This is a genomic window from Streptomyces chisholmiae (assembly GCF_031845445.1).
GTDB classification, from domain to species: Bacteria; Actinomycetota; Actinomycetes; order Streptomycetales; family Streptomycetaceae; genus Streptomyces; species Streptomyces chisholmiae.
The window spans coordinates 14,003-29,464 of record NZ_JAVREO010000002.1 but is presented as its reverse complement, the minus strand read 5'-3'; the positions used below and the strand labels follow the sequence as shown (position 1 = coordinate 29,464).

13 protein-coding genes are annotated in these 15,462 nt (G+C 74.1%); 7 read left to right on the top strand and 6 right to left on the bottom strand.

Annotated features, from left to right (window positions below; genetic code table 11):
- Positions 1 to 74: 74 nt before the first annotated feature.
- Positions 75 to 800, bottom strand: coding sequence for a hypothetical protein (locus RM844_RS02975; protein WP_311664413.1), 726 nt, complete (start codon positions 798 to 800; stop codon positions 75 to 77).
- A 155-nt stretch (positions 801 to 955) separates the two neighbouring features.
- Positions 956 to 3,415 carry a DNA helicase PcrA gene (gene pcrA / locus RM844_RS02970; protein ID WP_311664411.1) on the bottom strand — a complete coding sequence of 820 codons (2,460 nt, stop codon included), beginning with the start codon at positions 3,413 to 3,415 and terminating at the stop codon, positions 956 to 958.
- 319 nt (positions 3,416 to 3,734) lie between these two features.
- Here pcrA and RM844_RS02965 point away from each other — a divergent pair, with 319 nt between their 5' ends.
- Positions 3,735 to 4,457 (top strand): DUF1707 SHOCT-like domain-containing protein, encoded by a 723-nt coding sequence (locus RM844_RS02965; protein ID WP_311664409.1) that lies wholly within the window; start codon positions 3,735 to 3,737, stop codon positions 4,455 to 4,457.
- Between the two features lie 125 nt (positions 4,458 to 4,582).
- On the opposite strand, the gene RM844_RS02960 is transcribed toward RM844_RS02965, so the two are convergent.
- Entirely contained in the window at positions 4,583 to 5,185 is a 603-nt protein-coding gene (locus RM844_RS02960; protein ID WP_311664407.1) for a dihydrofolate reductase family protein, read from the bottom strand.
- 457 nt (positions 5,186 to 5,642) lie between these two features.
- On the opposite strand from RM844_RS02960, the gene RM844_RS02955 reads away from it, so the two are divergent.
- Positions 5,643 to 6,857 (top strand): C40 family peptidase, encoded by a 1,215-nt coding sequence (locus tag RM844_RS02955; protein ID WP_311664405.1) that lies wholly within the window; start codon positions 5,643 to 5,645, stop codon positions 6,855 to 6,857.
- Positions 6,858 to 6,905: 48 nt separating this feature from the next.
- Here the strand turns inward: RM844_RS02955 and RM844_RS02950 are convergent, their stop codons facing one another.
- Both RM844_RS02950 and RM844_RS02945 read right to left on the bottom strand, forming a co-directional pair.
- A complete protein-coding gene (locus RM844_RS02950; RefSeq protein ID WP_311664403.1) occupies positions 6,906 to 7,454 on the bottom strand; it encodes a hypothetical protein in 549 nt (182 codons plus the stop codon).
- A 627-nt stretch (positions 7,455 to 8,081) separates the two neighbouring features.
- Entirely contained in the window at positions 8,082 to 9,176 is a 1,095-nt protein-coding gene (locus RM844_RS02945; protein WP_311664401.1) for a Gfo/Idh/MocA family protein, read from the bottom strand.
- Between the two features lie 225 nt (positions 9,177 to 9,401).
- Here RM844_RS02945 and RM844_RS02940 point away from each other — a divergent pair, with 225 nt between their 5' ends.
- The 4 genes from RM844_RS02940 (at position 9,402) to RM844_RS02925 (ending at position 12,502) form a co-directional block, all read left to right on the top strand.
- Entirely contained in the window at positions 9,402 to 9,812 is a 411-nt protein-coding gene (locus RM844_RS02940; protein ID WP_311664399.1) for a RidA family protein, read from the top strand.
- 174 nt (positions 9,813 to 9,986) lie between these two features.
- Complete coding sequence (locus RM844_RS02935) at positions 9,987 to 11,630, top strand: TlrC/CarA/OleB/SrmB family ABC-F type ribosomal protection protein (protein ID WP_311664397.1); 1,644 nt, start codon at positions 9,987 to 9,989, stop codon at positions 11,628 to 11,630.
- Between the two features lie 57 nt (positions 11,631 to 11,687).
- On the top strand, positions 11,688 to 11,996 hold the full coding sequence (locus RM844_RS02930; RefSeq protein ID WP_311664395.1) for an ArsR/SmtB family transcription factor: 309 nt from the start codon (positions 11,688 to 11,690) through the stop codon (positions 11,994 to 11,996).
- A complete protein-coding gene (locus RM844_RS02925) occupies positions 11,993 to 12,502 on the top strand; it encodes an SRPBCC family protein (protein ID WP_311664393.1) in 510 nt (169 codons plus the stop codon). The genes RM844_RS02930 and RM844_RS02925 overlap by 4 nt, the downstream gene beginning before the upstream one ends.
- 73 nt (positions 12,503 to 12,575) lie before the next feature.
- Here RM844_RS02925 and RM844_RS02920 read toward each other — a convergent pair whose 3' ends face one another.
- Entirely contained in the window at positions 12,576 to 12,923 is a 348-nt protein-coding gene (locus tag RM844_RS02920; RefSeq protein WP_311664391.1) for a hypothetical protein, read from the bottom strand.
- Between the two features lie 228 nt (positions 12,924 to 13,151).
- Between RM844_RS02920 and RM844_RS02915 the strand changes: the two genes are divergently transcribed.
- On the top strand, positions 13,152 to 15,401 hold the full coding sequence (locus RM844_RS02915; protein WP_311665279.1) for a glycoside hydrolase family 9 protein: 2,250 nt from the start codon (positions 13,152 to 13,154) through the stop codon (positions 15,399 to 15,401).
- The last annotated feature ends 61 nt before the right edge of the window (positions 15,402 to 15,462 follow it).

Here is a 15,462-nt window from a genome sequence, read left to right as displayed (position 1 = left end):
GCGCGCCGGTCCGGAGCGGACCGACGCGCTTCCCACCGAGACCGGCCGCCGGGGCGGCGCGGCTCGGCGACGGATCACGGACGCTTGCTGATCGAGGCGTTGACCGCGACCGCGCCCACGGGAGCCAGCAGGAGCATCAGGTAGTTGATCGGCTCCATGCCCTCCTCCCAGGCGTCGAAGAGGTCCCCGAACTCGCCGAAGAAGACCTCGAAGGTGCTCTTGGCCTCCATGCCGAACATCGGGTTGCCGTAGATGTACTCGCTCATCACCATCGCCGTGCCCCACAGCTCACCGAAGAGAGCGGCGAACAGGGCCAGCACGGCGCTGACGCCCCAGACCACGTAGTTGCGCTTGGCCAGGAACGCCGGCCCGATCGCGACGGCGCCGCCCACCAGGATGGAGAGGAACGTGTACTGCGTGAACTCGCCCGTCTCGTCGTCGAACAGGGCCTCGTAGATCAGGCCGTAGCCGAAGCCGACGGCGATCATCGCGACCACGGCGACCAGGATGGCGAGACCGGCGTTGCCCGTGGGACCGGTGGGCGGGGGCGGCGGGAAGCCGCCGGGCCCGCCGTACGGGCCCGGCTGGTGCGGGGGCTGGGGCTGCTGCGGGTAGCCGTAACCGGGCTGCGGGGGGACCCCCTGGCCGGGCTGCGGCTGACCGGGCTGCTGCGGGTAGCCGTACCCGGGCTGCGGCTGCTGGCCGTACGGGTTCGGCGGCGGCTGGTAGCCACCGGGCTGCTGGGGCGGTTGTTGCCCCCCGTACCCACCCTCCGGCTGTTGCTGCCAGGGCTGGCTCATGTGTTCCCCCTGGGGAAGAAGAGTGAAGGGATACGTACTCCGGGGACAGGGCGATGGAGTACGAAACGTGCCAGAAGCAGCTAACCGTTCACCCTCGCCCCACCACAAGCCCTCGCCCGGGTCTGTGACATGACGGCGACACTACGGGCGCCTGGTCACAGCTTCTCTACCGGGGCGTAGCGCAGCAGCAGCCGCTTGGGCTTCTCGCCCCCGAAGTCGATGGTCGCCTCGGCCCGATCGCCCTCGCCCTGGACGGCGACCACCCGGCCGAGCCCGAAACTGTCGTGCGTCACCCGGTCCCCCGGGGCCAGCACGACCGCCGGGCGGTCGGACTTCCGGCCGGTGGCGAAGCCGCGCGCGGCCCCGCCGCCGAACCCGCCGGCCGGCCCGGCGGACCGGACGGTGACCGGCGCGGCCGGCCGGGCCACCGGGCCGGTGCGCCGCCACTCCAGGTGCTCCTCGGGGATCTCCTCCAGGAACCGGGACGGCGGGTTGTGCTGCGGCTGCCCCCAGGCGCTGCGCAGCACCGAACGCGTCAGGTAGAGCCGCTGCCTGGCCCGGGTGATCCCGACATAGGCCAGCCGGCGCTCCTCCTCCAGCTCCTTGGTCTTGCCCAGCGACCGCTGGTGCGGGAAGACACCGTCCTCCATGCCGGTCAGGAAGACCACCGGGAACTCCAGGCCCTTCGCCGTGTGCAGCGTCATCAGCGTGATCACGCCGCCGGCGTCCGCCTCGTCCGGGATCTCGTCGGAGTCGGCGACCAGCGCCACCCGCTCCAGGAAGTCGGCCAGCGTGCCCGGGGCCTCCTCCTCGCCGCCGGCCCGCTCCTGCTCGAACTCCAGGGCCACGGCGGCCAGCTCCTGGAGGTTCTCCACCCGGGTCTCGTCCTGCGGGTCCGTGGAGGACTGCAACTCGGCGAGGTAGCCGGTGCGCTCCAGGACCGCCTCCAACACCGTGGCCGGGCCGGCGCCGGACTCCACCACCGTGCGCAGCTCCTCCAGCAGCGCGTTGAACCGCCTGACCGCGTTGGCCGACCTGGCCGCCATGCCGTACGCCTCGTCGACCCGGCGCAACGCCTGGGCGAAGGAGATCCGCTCGCGCTGCGCGAGCGCCTCGATCATCGCCTCGGCCCGGTCCCCGATGCCGCGCTTGGGGACGTTGAGGACGCGGCGCAGCGGCACCGTGTCCTCCGGGTTGGCCAGCACCCGCAGGTAGGCGAGGACGTCCCGCACCTCGCGCCGCTCGTAGAAGCGGACGCCGCCGACCACCTTGTAGGGCAGGCCGACCCGGATGAAGACCTCCTCGAAGATCCGGGACTGCGCGTTGGTGCGGTAGAAGATCGCCACCTGACCCGGCTTGGCCTCGTCCGCGTCGGTCAGCCGGTCGATCTCGTCGGCGACGAACTGGGCCTCCTCGTGCTCGGTGTCCGCGACATAGCCGGTGATCCGGGCGCCGCCACCGGCGTTGGTCCACAGGTTCTTCGGGCGGCGGTCCTCGTTGCGGGCGATCACCGCGTTGGCGGCGGAGAGGATGGTCTGGGTGGAGCGGTAGTTCTGCTCCAGCAGCAGCGTCGCGGCCTGCGGGAAGTCCTGCTCGAACTGCAGGATGTTGCGGATGGTGGCGCCCCGGAAGGCGTAGATCGACTGGTCGGCGTCGCCCACCACGCACAGCTCGGCCGGCTCCACCGCGCCGCCCGGCGCCCCGACCAGCTCCCTGATCAGCGTGTACTGGGCGATGTTGGTGTCCTGGTACTCGTCGACCAGGATGTGCCGGAAGCGGCGGCGGTAGTACTCGGCGACGTCCGGGAACGCCTGGAAGAGGTGGACCGCCGTCATGATGATGTCGTCGAAGTCCAGCGCGTTCGCCTCGCGGAGCCGCGCCTGGTACATCGTGTACGCCTCGGCCAGCGTCTTCTCCAGGGGATCGCTCGCCCGGGCGGCGAAGTCCTCCGGGTCGATCAGCTCGTTCTTCAGGTTGGAGACCTTGGCGCTGAAGGACTTGGGCGGGAAGCGCTTGGGGTCCAGCTCCAGGTCGCGGCAGACCAGCGCCATCAGGCGCTTGGCGTCGGCCGCGTCGTAGATCGAGAAGCTGGAGGTGAAGCCGAGCTGGCGGCTCTCCCGGCGCAGGATGCGCACGCAGGCGCTGTGGAAGGTCATCACCCACATCGCGTGGGCGCGCGGGCCGACCAGCTCCTCGACCCGCTCGCGCATCTCGCCTGCGGCCTTGTTGGTGAAGGTGATCGCGAGGATCTGGCCCGGGTGCGCGTTCCGCGCGGCGAGCAGGTGGGCGATGCGGTGGGTGAGCACCCGGGTCTTGCCCGAGCCGGCGCCGGCCACGATCAGCAACGGCCCCGCGCTGTGTGTGACGGCGGCGCGCTGCTGCTCGTTGAGCCCCTCCAGCAGCGCGGCCGGGTCGCTCACCGGCTTGCGCGCGCCGTTGCGGTAGTAGGCGTCGTCCGCCGCGGCCTTCGGCCCGGCGAAGGTGCCGGCGAAGAGATCGTCGGGGACGGCCTCTTCGGAGGCCCCGCCGTACGGGTCCTCAGGCTCGGGCGGCGGCACCTCGTCCGGGGTGGGTTCGAGGTCCGCCAGGGCTTGGTCGTCGAAGAGGCCGCTCATCGCCCACCGAGTCTAGGGCGTGCCACTGACATCCGGCCGAGCGGTGGGCCGCCGGCGCAAGCGGCCCGGCCGCCCTCGCACCGCCCGCCCCGGGTCGGCTCGGGGTGCGCTCGGGGTGGGCTCGGGGTCACCCCGGGCCCGGGCCGGGGATCGCCCGGAGTTCGCCCCGAGATCGGCGATACGCCCGCGACGTGGGCCGCCGACCTGGCTACCTTGTCCTCACCGGCTCGATGCGCCGGTCGGCTCCGGCCGGCCGCGCCGGGCCGCCGCCCACCGGGGCTTCGCCGACCACCGCAGTGACGTGAGGGGACCGTCCGCCATGACGACCGAGAGCCAGCCGAGTCAGCCCGAGCACTCCTCGGCGGGATCCGAGGCCGTGCCGCACCAGTCGGGCCGCCCGCCGGCCGGGCCCGCCGACCCGCGCGCCGGGCTGCGTGCCTCGGACGCCGACCGGGAGGCGGTGGCCGAGCGGCTGCGGGAGGCCGCGGGCGAGGGCCGGCTCGACCTGGCGGAGCTGGAGGAGCGGCTGGAGGCGACCTATCTGGCCAAGACCTACGGCGAGTTGAGCCCGATCACCGCCGACCTGCCCGGCCCGCACCAGCGGCAGCCGCCGGTGCTGGACGCGCCGCTGCCCGGCCCGCCGGCCGCGACCGGGGCGCCGCTGCTGATCAAGGGCGGCATGCACGGCGCCGAGCGGGTGGGCCGCTGGCAGGTGCCGGCGAAGATCATCGCCAAGGGGGGCCTGGGCGGCGTCAAGCTGGACTTCACCCGGACCCAGCTGCCGCTGGGCCACACGGAGATCGAGGTGCACGGAGACATGGCCGGCATCACCATCGTCGTGCCCGAGGGGTGGCGGGTGGAGAGCGGCGGCGTCGACCCGTCGATGGGCGGGCTGCGCGACCGCACCTCCAAGGATGCGCCCGAGGGGGCGACGCACGCCCCGCCGACCATCTACCTCACCGGCTCGTGCGGGCTCGGCGGGACGACCGTCCGGCACCCGAACGTCTGGGAGCGCCGACGGCTGCGGGACAACCCCGCCTGACACGCCGGGCGAGCGGCCCGGCCAGGGGCGGGCCGGGGCGGCCCGCCCGGGCCAGCTCCGGTCAGCTTCAGTCAGTGCTGGACAGCTCCGGCCAGCTCCGTCAGTCCTCAGCAGCTCCGGTCAGGTCAGCTCTGGTCCGCCGGCGCGGGGCGGTAGGTGGTGACCACCGCGCCGGCCGGGCTGGTGCGGCTGGCGACCAGCTCGAAGGGGGCGTGCCCGCCGTCCTTCGGGAAGATCGACTTGCCGCCGCCCAGCAGCACCGGCATCACGATCAGCCGCAGCTCGTCCACCAGGCCGGCGCCGAGCAGCGCGCGCACCACCGTGGCGCTGCCCTGGACCACCAGGTCGCCGCCCTCGGTGGCGCGCAGCTCCGCGACCCGGGCGGTCAGCTCGGCCCGGCGGAAGCGGGTGGTCGGCGCCCAGCCGAGCTGGTCGTCGCCCAGGCTGTCGCTCACCACGTACTTGGGCAGCGAGTTGAGCCGGTCGGCGAACGGGTCACCGGCGCGCTCCGGCCAGGCCGCGGCCATGGTCTGGTAGGTGCGGCGGCCGAAGAGCAGCGCCTCGGCGCCGGTGAGGACCTCGTCGAAGGCGCCGCCGACCACCTGGTCGTCGAAGTAGGGCTGCGACCAACCGCCGTGCGCGAAGCCGCCGTCGGTGTCCTCCTCGGCGCCGCCGGGGGCCTGGACGACGCCGTCCAGGCTGATGAAGGAAATGGTGACAACGCGCATGAGGGGCCTCCTGGCTCCGCTGGCCGCGGCTCCGGAACGCCTGCCGGGGCCAGCCGTCGATCGCCCCGGGCACGCACGCCGCAGGGGGTTACGAGGGGGCAGACTCCGGTCCGGGCGCCATGTCATCGCCCACCACCCATCCTTCTGTTGTGATCTGCCTCACATGACAGGGAAGGGGTCGACGAATGATCAGGAGGCAAAGATCACAAATTGGTTTCGGTCATATCGCTCAACCGCCTTCCCAAAGGCCCCACCCACTGACTAGCGTGCCGCGTCAGGTGGCCCGCTCCCCTGACGCCGCACCCGGCGGCACGGGCCGCCTCCGTTCGTGGGTGTCCCCCTCGTGTGACGCTCCGTCGGCCTCGCGGCCCCGCCGCGGGCCCGTCCGGCGCGCCGCGCGGTACGGCCAGGCTGTCCCCGACACCCGGTGAGCGGTCAGGGATTGGAGACACCGGCCTTGGGTACCCATCGCAAGCCGCGCGGCGGCTTTCTGGAGTCCCCGTCCGCCCGTCGCGGCGCCATCGGCGTCGGCGCCGCGGCGCTCGCCTCCGCGACGCTGCTGACCAACCCGGCGTTCGCCGACGACGACGAGCCCCCGGCGATCGAGGAGCAGCGGGATCGCGCCGACTCCGCCGCCGACCGGGCCCGCGAGGTGCGGGAGCGGGTCGACCAGCTCTACCACGAGGCCGGCGTCGCCACCCAGCACTACAACGCGGCGAAGGAGGACGTGGACGCGCAGCAGTCCCAGGTGGACGACGCGTTGGCCGCGGCCGACGCCGCCAACGAGCGGGTCAACGAGGCCAGGACCACGCTCGGTTCGATGGCCGCCGCCCAGTACCGGGCCGGCACCGGCGGGCTGCCGGACGCGGCGGCGCTGCTGCTGGCCGACGACCCGAAGAGCTTCTTCGACACCGGCTACACGCTCAACCGGCTGACCACCCTCCAGCAGCACGCGCTGGACACCTTCACCTCCCACCAGCAGGCCGCCGACGAGGAGCGGGACGCCGCCACCGAGGCGCTGACCGAGCTGGAGGAGCGGGAGAACGAGCTGCAGGAGCAGAAGCAGGCGGTCCAGGACCGGCTGGCCGAGGCCCGGGCCCTGCTCGACCAGCTCAGCGAGGAGGAGCAGGCCGAGCTGGCCGAGTTGGAGCGGCTCGAAGAGGAGGAGGCGGAGCGCCAGGCCGAGGAGGCCAGACAGGAGCGCGAGCGCCGCGAGCGGGAGGAGGCGGAGCGCGCCGCCCAAGAGGCCGCCGAGGCCGAGGAGCGCGAGCAGGCCGAGCAGGAGCAGCAGCCGGAGGCGCCGCCCGCGACCGGCGACCAGACCAGCCAGGCGGACGCCGCGATCGCCTTCGCCGAGAGCCAGTTGGGCAAGCCCTACGTCTGGGGCGCGACCGGGCCGAACTCCTACGACTGCTCCGGGCTCACCCAGGCCGCCTGGCTGGCGGCCGGCGTGGAGATACCCCGGGTCACCTGGGACCAGGTGAACATCGGCACCAGCGTCACGCGGAGCCAGCTCCAGCCGGGCGACCTGGTCTTCTTCTACGACGACATCAGCCACGTCGGCCTGTACGTCGGGAACAACCAGATGATCCACGCCCCCAAGCCGGGCGACATCATCAAGTACGAGTCGATCGACAACATGCCCTGGCACAGCGCCGTCCGCCCGGGCTGAGCGGGCCACGCCTCCCCGGGCCGGCCCCGGCCCGGGGAGGCGGACCCCTCAGGGGAGCCGCGCCAGCAACTCCGGCCACCAGCCCGGGTGCTCGCGCCAGACCCGCCACCCGTCGTCGGCGGCCAGCAGAGCGTGCAGCGCCTCCTCGGGGCTGACCGCCGCCGGCCCCCGGAGCTCCCGCAGCACGACGATCGCCGCGGTCAGGCCGTCCTGGCCGCCCTCGGCCAGCCGCCCGAGGGCGACCGCCGGCTCGGCCTCGGCCCGGGCGGCCTCGGTCAGGGGCACCAGCCAACGCGCCCACCGGGTCTGGGTGGTGTCGCCCGGCTGGTCCGCCTCGGCCAGCACCGGCTCCAGCGCGCGGGTCAGCCGCGTGGGGAAGTCGGCGGCGCGGGCCGCCGCCTCCGGGTAGTCGGTGACGAAGTGCCGCCAGCCGTTCCCGTGTGGGAACCAGTCACACCACCAGGCCCCCGGCGGGCGCAGCTCCCCGCCGTCCATCCGGCCCGAGCCGAGGAGCGCGTCCCGCAGCAACGCGTAGCTGGGCGGCGTCCGTTCGGCCAGCAGGGCGGCCAGTCGCCGGGTCGCGGTGACCCGGCCCACCCCGACGAGCGCTGCGTGACGAACCGTTCCTGCTGGCCGTCCACGCGACTGCGGCGGGCGTTCCAGGAGAGGTGGGCGGTGTGCGGCACGACCAGCCGCTCCAGCGCGGACCGGTCGTGGTCCGGGGGCAGCAGCAGCTTCACATGGTGCTCGAAGTACCGGCCCCGGTGCGCGACGCCGGGTGCCGGGTCGTCGGCCGGCACGCCGGCCGCCCACGGCGCCGCCTCCGTCCTGGTCCTGACCACCGGGTAGCCGGCCGCCGCCAACTCATCGGCCAGGGTGGCGACTTCACGCTCCCGCCCGGCGGCCGAGCCACGGCCGACCAGGGTGACCATCGGCTGGGAAGCTGCCACCCCACGGGCCAGCCGGATGTGCACGAACCCCAGCCCGCGCCGGACCGCCCAGTCCGTCAACCCGCGGACCGCTCGGCCGGGCAGGTCACGGTGAGATGGGCCTCCCACTCGCCCCGGATCTCCGGGCTCCCCGCCGTCCGGTCCTGGGGCTCCCTCCCTCGCATGGCGGCCACTCTGGCAGCCAACGGGCCGCCTCGGCCAACGATATCGGCGCCAGGAAGGGCGAGTTGGGCCGCCGCCCGGCCAACCAGCTGGCTGGACAGGGCGGTTGGTCTCAGTCCGACGTCCGACCCGACACGTCGGGCACCGGCACCGGGCGGGAGCCCTCGGCGAGCGACCGCGCCCCGACGACGCCGACCAGCGAGGCCGCCACCGCCGGCCGGACCGGCAGCAGCGGCGGCCGCCCCTCCGTCACCGTCGCCCGCCAGCCCTGGAGCAGCAGCACCGTGGCCTCCCGCGCCCGATCCACCGGCGTGCCGTCCCACAGCAGGGGCGGCGGCACCCGTTCCTCCTCCGCCGGACCGTCCGAGCCCGCCGGCCGGGTCCACGCCTCCCGGCGGAACCGCACCGACCAGGCCCGGTCGCCGGGCGCCCGCACCGTCTCGGCGAACGCCCGGCTGCCGCGCAGCGAGACCCAGCTCCAGTGGCCGTCCGGCTCGCCCTGGAGGAAGCCGTGCCGGGTCACCGCCAACGCGCCGGTGGAGAGCCGGACCACCAGCAACACGGCCGCCCGGGCGGCCAGTTCGTCCACCCCCTCCCCCCAGGGCGCGTCCACCGGGAACGCCGAGACCGCCACCGGCCAGGCGCCGGTGAGCGCCAGCACGGGCGACAGGGTGTGGGTGCAGTAGGCGGTGGGCGCGATCCGCCCCCGCCAGTGGCCGGGGTCCCCGATCAGCTCGGCCATCGCCGCCGGCGACAGCGCGTGCAGGTAGTCCGCCTCGACCAGGCTGATCCGGCCCAGCTCCCCCGCCTCGACGGCCTGCCGCAGCAGCCGGTGCTGCGGCAACAGCGGATAGTTCTCCGCGAACGAGTAACTCGCCGACGACGCCTCGGCCGCCGCGATCAGCCGCCGCCCCTCCGTCTCGTCCGCGCAGGCCGCGGTCTCCGACAGCACGTGGACCCCACGGTCGAGGAAGGCCATGGCCAGCGGGGCGTGCGCGTCGAAGTCGTTGGCCAGCACCACCCCGTCGAGGCCGGCGCCGAGCAACTCCCGCCAGTCCGCCGTGCCGGTGGCGTCCGGCAGCTCGGCCAGCGCGCCGGCCAGCCGCGCCGGGTCGCGGTCGCAGACGGCCGCCACCTCGATCCCCAACGTCCGGCACCACCGTGCCAGATGGAGCCCCATCCCCAGGCCCACCACGCCGATTCGCATGGCGCCCAGCCCACCGTCCGGCCGGCGCCGTGGTCAACCGCTTATTTCCGGGCGGCCGTTCGCCGGCCCACGTACGGTGGGGGCCGGGCCGCGCGACCGCCGGTCCGAAGCGCCGGTCGCACCGCCGGCCCCCGCCCCGCGCCCGCCAGACCGCCGAACCGCTGGCCCGCGGCGCCGGGCGCCACCGCACCGCCGCACCGCCGCACCATCGAGAGGACCGCCACCGTGCCCAAGGCCGTCACCCTGATCCGTTCGGGCTCGCTCTCCGACGTGGCCGAGTACGCCTACGCGGCCACCGCCCCCGCCGAGGCACGGCTGATCTTCCTCGCCGGCGCCTGCCCGCTGCACGCCGACGGCAGCACCGCCGCCGTCGGCGACTACGCCGGCCAGGCGGCCAAGGCGGTGGAGAACCTGCGCACCGCGCTCGCCGACGCCGGCGCCTCGCTCACCGACGTGCTCAGCACCCGGGTGCTCGTCGCCAGCGCCGCACAGGCCGACCTGGTCGCCGCCTGGGAGGTGGTCAGGGACGCCTTCGGCGAGCACGACGTGCCCAGCACCCTGCTCGGGGTCACCGTGCTCGGCTACGACGACCAGCTGGTGGAGATCGAGGCCGTGGCCGCGGTGCTCGACGACTGAGCCGGCGGAGCCGCCCGGGCCAGCCACTCACCGCACCACGCACCTCACCCTCAGTGACCGTTGCGAGGCTTCGGCCGCTCCGTCTACGCTTCCCGAATGCGTTCCCCCTGAGCCGCGCGCGCCTCATCGCGCCCGTCGCCGCGTCCCGTCAGCCATCGCCCCAGGGGGAGCCCCGTGCCGGCCACCGCCACCTCACAACTCACCCTGCGTGAGATCACCAAGCGCTACGACGACAAGACGGTCCTGGACAAGGTCACCTTCGCGGTCAGCCCCGGCGAGAAGGTCGGACTGATCGGCGAGAACGGCGCGGGCAAGTCCACGCTGCTGCGGCTGATCGCCGGCTTCGAGCGCCCGGACCACGGTGAGCTGACCGTCGCGGCCCCCGGCGGCCTCGGTTACCTGGCGCAGACCCTGGCCCTGCCGCCGCAGGCCACCGTGGCCGAGGCCATCGACCTGGCGCTGGCCGACCTGCGCCAGTTGGAGGAGCGCATCCGCCGCGCCGAAGTGGAGCTGGGCCGCCGCGAGGGCGCCGCGCTGGACGCGGCGATGGCCCACTACGGGGCGCTGGTGGAGCGCTACGAGTCCCGGGACGGCTACCAGGCCGACGCCAAGGTGGACATCGCGCTGCACGCGCTCGGCCTGCCGGAGCTGGACCGCGACCGGCGGCTCGGCACGCTCTCCGGCGGGGAGCGTTCCCGGCTGGCGCTGGCCGCCACGCTGGCCGCCAGCCCGGAGCTGCTGCTGCTGGACGAGCCGACCAACGACCTGGACGACCAGGCCGTCGGCTGGCTGGAGACGCAGCTGCGCGAGCACCCGGGGACGGTGCTGGCCGTCACCCACGACCGGGTCTTCCTGGAGCGGCTCACCAGCACCGTGCTGGAGCTGGAGGCCGGCGCGGTCACCCGGCACGGCGACGGCTACGAGGGCTATTTGCGGGCCAAGGCCGCCGAGCGGCGCCGCCGGCTGCAGAACTACGAGAACTGGCGCCGGGAGCTGGCCCGCAGCGAGCAGATCGTGGACGCCAACATCGACGCGCTGGACGCCATCCCGCGGAAGAACCCGATGGCCAACTTCGGCTCCGGCGCCTTCCGTTCCCGCAACCGGGACCACGGGGCGAGCAGCCGCATCCGGAACGCCAAGGAGCGGGTGGAGCGGCTCACCGCCGAGCCGGTGGCGCCGCCGCCCGAGCCGCTGACCTTCACCGGGCGGATCGAGGAGACCGACGAGGTGCCGACCGGGCCGGCCGTCGAGCTGTCCGGCGTCTCGGTCGCCGGCCGGCTGACGGTGCCGGTGCTGCGGGTCGGCCACGGCAGGCGGGTGCTGGTGACCGGCCCCAACGGCGCCGGCAAGAGCACCCTGCTGCGGCTGATCGCCGGCGAGCTGGCCCCGGACCAGGGCACGGTCACGGTGCCGGGCCGGGTGGGACACCTGCGGCAGCGGGAGACGCCCTGGCCCGAGCGGTACAGCGTGCTGCGCGCCTTCGCACACGGCCGGGGCGGCCCGGCCGACCTGGAGGAGCACATCAGGACGCTGCTCTCGCTCGGCCTGTTCGAGCTGGAGGAGCTGAGCCTGCGGGTCGGGGAGCTGTCCTACGGGCAGCGGCGCCGCATCGAGCTGGCCCGGCTGGTCACCGAGCCGGTGGACGTGCTGCTGCTGGACGAGCCGACCAACCACCTCTCCCCCGCGCTGGTCGAGGACCTGGAGACGGCGCTGGCCGCGTACGCCGGCACGGTGCTGCTGGTCACCCACGACCGTCGGCTGCGGGCCAGGTTCGCCGGCCGGCACCTGTCCGTCCGGAACGGCCGGATCGAGGGCTGACCGGGCGGCCGCCGAGCACCCCTTGCCCGTTCGTAAGTAAATACTTACGCTTACCCCATGTCAGCACTCGACGTCCTGGCCGACCCGACCCGCCGCCGCATCGTGGAACTGCTGGCGGACGGCGGCGAGCTGAACGCGACCGCCATCGCCGGCCGGTTCGCCAGCAGCCGACCCGCGATCTCCCAGCACCTCGGGGTGCTGGTGGGCGGCGGCGTGCTCACCGTCCGGCGGGCCGGCACCCAGCGGATCTACCGGCTCGAACCGGCCTCGCTGGCCGAGGCGGGCGACTGGCTCTCGACCCAGGCCCAGCGCTGGACCCGCGTGCTCGACGCCCTGGAGACCGCACTGGACGAGGACACGCCATGAACGACCTGCCACCGCACGGCGCCGGCCTGTTGGGCCTCGACGAACAGGGCGCCTTCGGCGTCAGGTTCGACCGCGAGCTGCGCCACCCGACGACCCGGGTCTGGGCCGCGCTGACCGAACCCGCCCGGCTGGCCGGCTGGCTGCCCGGCTGCCTGATCGAGGCCAGGGTGGACGGGCTGGTGCGCTTCGACTTCGGCCCGGAGGGCACCGCGACCGGCCGGGTGCGCGCCCTGCGCGCGCCCGGCTCCGACCTGGAGGCCGGCACGCTGGAGCACAGCTGGCGCTGGGACGGCGTCCCCGAGTCCCTGGTCAGCTGGCGGCTCGCGCCGACCGGCGGGGGCTGCCGACTGACCCTCACCCACCGCGAGGTGCCGGCGGCGCCGGCCCGGGACTTCGCGGTCGGCTGGCACCTGGTCCTCGACGTCCTCACGCACACGCTGGCCGGCACCCCCGCGGACCAGGTCTGGGCGGACGCCGAACGCCTCGGCGCCCACTACGCGGCCTGAGGCGCCGCCCCCGCCGACCCGGCGCCCGCCGGGTCGGCGGCCGTGCCGCCGTCCACCAGAGCCGCGCCGCCGCCTACCAGAGGGTGGCGATGAAGATGTTGACCGTGGTGAGCAGCGCGATCGTGCCGAGCACCGGCGGCGGGACCTTCTCCCCGCGCTTGACGTAGACCAGCACCAGGATGACCACCAGCAGCGCCAGCTTCACCGCGATCTTGGTGTTGTTGACCTCCTGGTCGTCCGCCTGGTTGAGCCCCACCAGGGCCAGACCGGTGACCAGCATGGTGGCCGCGCCGTGCAGCATGCCGGGGGTCACCACGGCCTCCCCGGTCCTGATCGCCTTCATCTGCGCCAGCACACCCCCCAACAGCGCGGCGATGCCGACGATGTGCAGCGCGAGAAACAGGCCAATCAGTACATCCATGCCGCCGGAGTCTACTGCCGCCGCTTCTTCCGACTTTCGGCGGGTGACAGGGGGTTGACGTGCTCCCGCCATCCGTTCGACGATGCCGTGGGACTCCTTGGGAGCGCTCCCACGCACCGCGACAGAACAGCACACGACCCCCCATCCGTTCCGTCGAAGGATCGAGCCGTGACCCAACGCCCCACCCACTCCCCACCCGGGCACCGTCGTGCCCGCGACACCCGGCGCGTGCTGGGTGTCGTCCTCGGCGCCGGGCTGATCGCCGGCGCGCTCGCCCTGCCCAACGCCGGCGCCGCCGACGGCCCCGAGCTGATCGTCAACGGCGACTTCGCCACCGGCACCACCGACCCCTGGTGGTGGACCGCCAACAGCCCGGGCGCGGTGGTGGACGGCCAGCTCTGCGCCGAGGTACCCGGCGGCACCAGCAACCCGTGGGACGCCATCATCGGCCAGAACGACCTGCCGCTCACCACCGGCGAGTCGTACCAGCTGAGCTACACCGCCACCGCGACCAACACCGTCATCAGCCGCACCGCCGTGCAGCAGGCCGAGGAGCCGTACGCCGCCGAGCTGACCGCGGTGGACACCATCGGTGCCGAGCCGACGGAGTTCACCCACTTCTTCACGGCGGGCGCCGACCACACCGCGGCCCAGCTGGTCTTCCAGGTGGGCGGCCGGGACGAAGCGTTCACCCTCTGCCTGGACGACATCTCGCTGACCGGCGGCGCCGAGCCGCCCGTCTACGAGCCGGACACCGGCTCCCCGGTGCGGGTCAACCAGGTCGGCTACCTGACCGAGGGCCCCAAGCGCGGCACCTTCGTCACCGAGGCCACCGAGGCGCAGACCTGGACCCTGTCGGACGCCGCCGGCACCGAGGTGGCGACCGGCGACACCACCCCGCTCGGCGTCGACCCGTCCTCCGAACAGCACGTGCACGGCTTCGACTTCGGCGAGGTCAGCACGCCCGGCGAGGGCTACACGGTGACCATCGGGGAGGAGACCAGCGAGCCGTTCGCCATCGGCGACGACCTCTACGCCGAGCTGCGCTCCGACGCGCTGGCGTACTTCTACCACAACCGCAGCGGCATCGAGATCGACGCCGAGCTGGTGGGCGAGGAGTACGCGCGCCCGGCCGGGCACGTCAACGCGGCGCCCAACCAGGGCGACGACGGCGTGCCCTGCTGGCAGGACGGCTGCGACTACACGCTGGACGCGGCCGGCGGCTGGTACGACGCGGGCGACCACGGCAAGTACGTGGTCAACGGCGGCATCGCGGTGGCCCAGCTGCTCTCCTCCTACGAGCGCACGCTGACCACCGAGGGCGCCGACGGCGCCCCGCTCGGCGACGGCGCGCTGGCCGTGCCGGAGCGCGGGAACGGCGTGCCGGACATCCTCGACGAGGCGCGCTGGCAGCTGGAGTTCCTGCTGTCCATGCGGGTGCCGGCGGGCGAGGAGCTGGCCGGCATGGCGCACCACAAGCTGCACGACGCGGCCTGGACCGCGCTGCCGACGCTGCCGCACGAGGACGACCAGCCGCGTGAGCTGCACCCGGTCTCGACGGCCGCGACGCTGAACGTGGCCGCGGCGGCCGCCCAGGGCGCCCGGCTCTTCGAGGAGCACGACCCGGCGTTCGCCGCCGAGCTGCTGGCCGCGGCCGAGTCGTCGTACGCGGCGGCGGTGGCCAACCCCGAGCTGCTGGCCGACCCGAACGACGGCGTGGGCGGCGGCGCCTACAGCGACGCCAAGCTGACCGACGAGTTCTACTGGGCGGCGGCCGAGCTGTTCGTCACCACCGGGGCGGACGAGTACCGCGCGGCGGTGCTCGGCTCCGAGCTGCACGGTGACACCGAGGCCCTCTTCCCGGCCGGCGGCTTCTCCTGGGGCGAGACCGCGGCGCTGGGCGGGCTCTCGCTGGCCACGGTGCCCAACGCGCTGACCGAGGCCGAGCTGGCCCAGGTCCGCGGCACGGTGACGGAGGCGGCCGACGGCCTGGTCGAGCTGGCCGGCGGCGAGGCCTACGGGGTGCCGCTCGGCGTGGACTCCTACGTGTGGGGCTCCAACTCACAGGTGCTGAACAACATGGTGGTGCTGGCCACGGCCCACGACCTGACCGGCGAGAGCGCCTACCGGGACGCCGTGCTGGGTGGCCTCGACTACCTGCTGGGCCGCAACCCGCTGAACCTCTCCTACGTGACCGGCTACGGCGAGCGTGACGCGCACAACCAGCACCACCGGTTCTGGGCCAACCAGCTGGACCCGAGCCTGCCGAACCCGGCGCCCGGCTCGGTGGCCGGCGGCCCCAACAGCGAGCTCCAGGACCCGATCGCGGAGGACCTGCTGGTGGGCTGCGCCCCGGCGATGTGCTACGTCGACCACATCGAGTCGTACGCGACCAACGAGATCACCATCAACTGGAACGCGCCGCTGGCCTGGATCGCCTCCTACGCCGACGACCTGGGGGGTGGCGCCACCCACTGACCGCGCGCCCCGGCCGTGCCCGCGAGCCGGCGGGCACGCCGGCGCCGAGCCCCACCATCCG

Excerpts from the sequence above, each read along its gene's own strand:
- RM844_RS02975 (WP_311664413.1), bottom strand. The coding sequence starts at position 800 with ATGAGCCAGCCCTGGCAGCAACAGCCGGAGGGTGGGTACGGGGGGCAA.
- pcrA (WP_311664411.1), bottom strand. The coding sequence starts at position 3,415 with ATGAGCGGCCTCTTCGACGACCAAGCCCTGGCGGACCTCGAACCCACC.
- RM844_RS02965 (WP_311664409.1), top strand. The coding sequence starts at position 3,735 with ATGACGACCGAGAGCCAGCCGAGTCAGCCCGAGCACTCCTCGGCGGGA.
- RM844_RS02960 (WP_311664407.1), bottom strand. The coding sequence starts at position 5,185 with ATGCGCGTTGTCACCATTTCCTTCATCAGCCTGGACGGCGTCGTCCAG.
- RM844_RS02945 (WP_311664401.1), bottom strand. The coding sequence starts at position 9,176 with ATGCGAATCGGCGTGGTGGGCCTGGGGATGGGGCTCCATCTGGCACGG.
- RM844_RS02930 (WP_311664395.1), top strand. The coding sequence starts at position 11,688 with ATGTCAGCACTCGACGTCCTGGCCGACCCGACCCGCCGCCGCATCGTG.
- RM844_RS02925 (WP_311664393.1), top strand. The coding sequence starts at position 11,993 with ATGAACGACCTGCCACCGCACGGCGCCGGCCTGTTGGGCCTCGACGAA.
- RM844_RS02920 (WP_311664391.1), bottom strand. The coding sequence starts at position 12,923 with ATGGATGTACTGATTGGCCTGTTTCTCGCGCTGCACATCGTCGGCATC.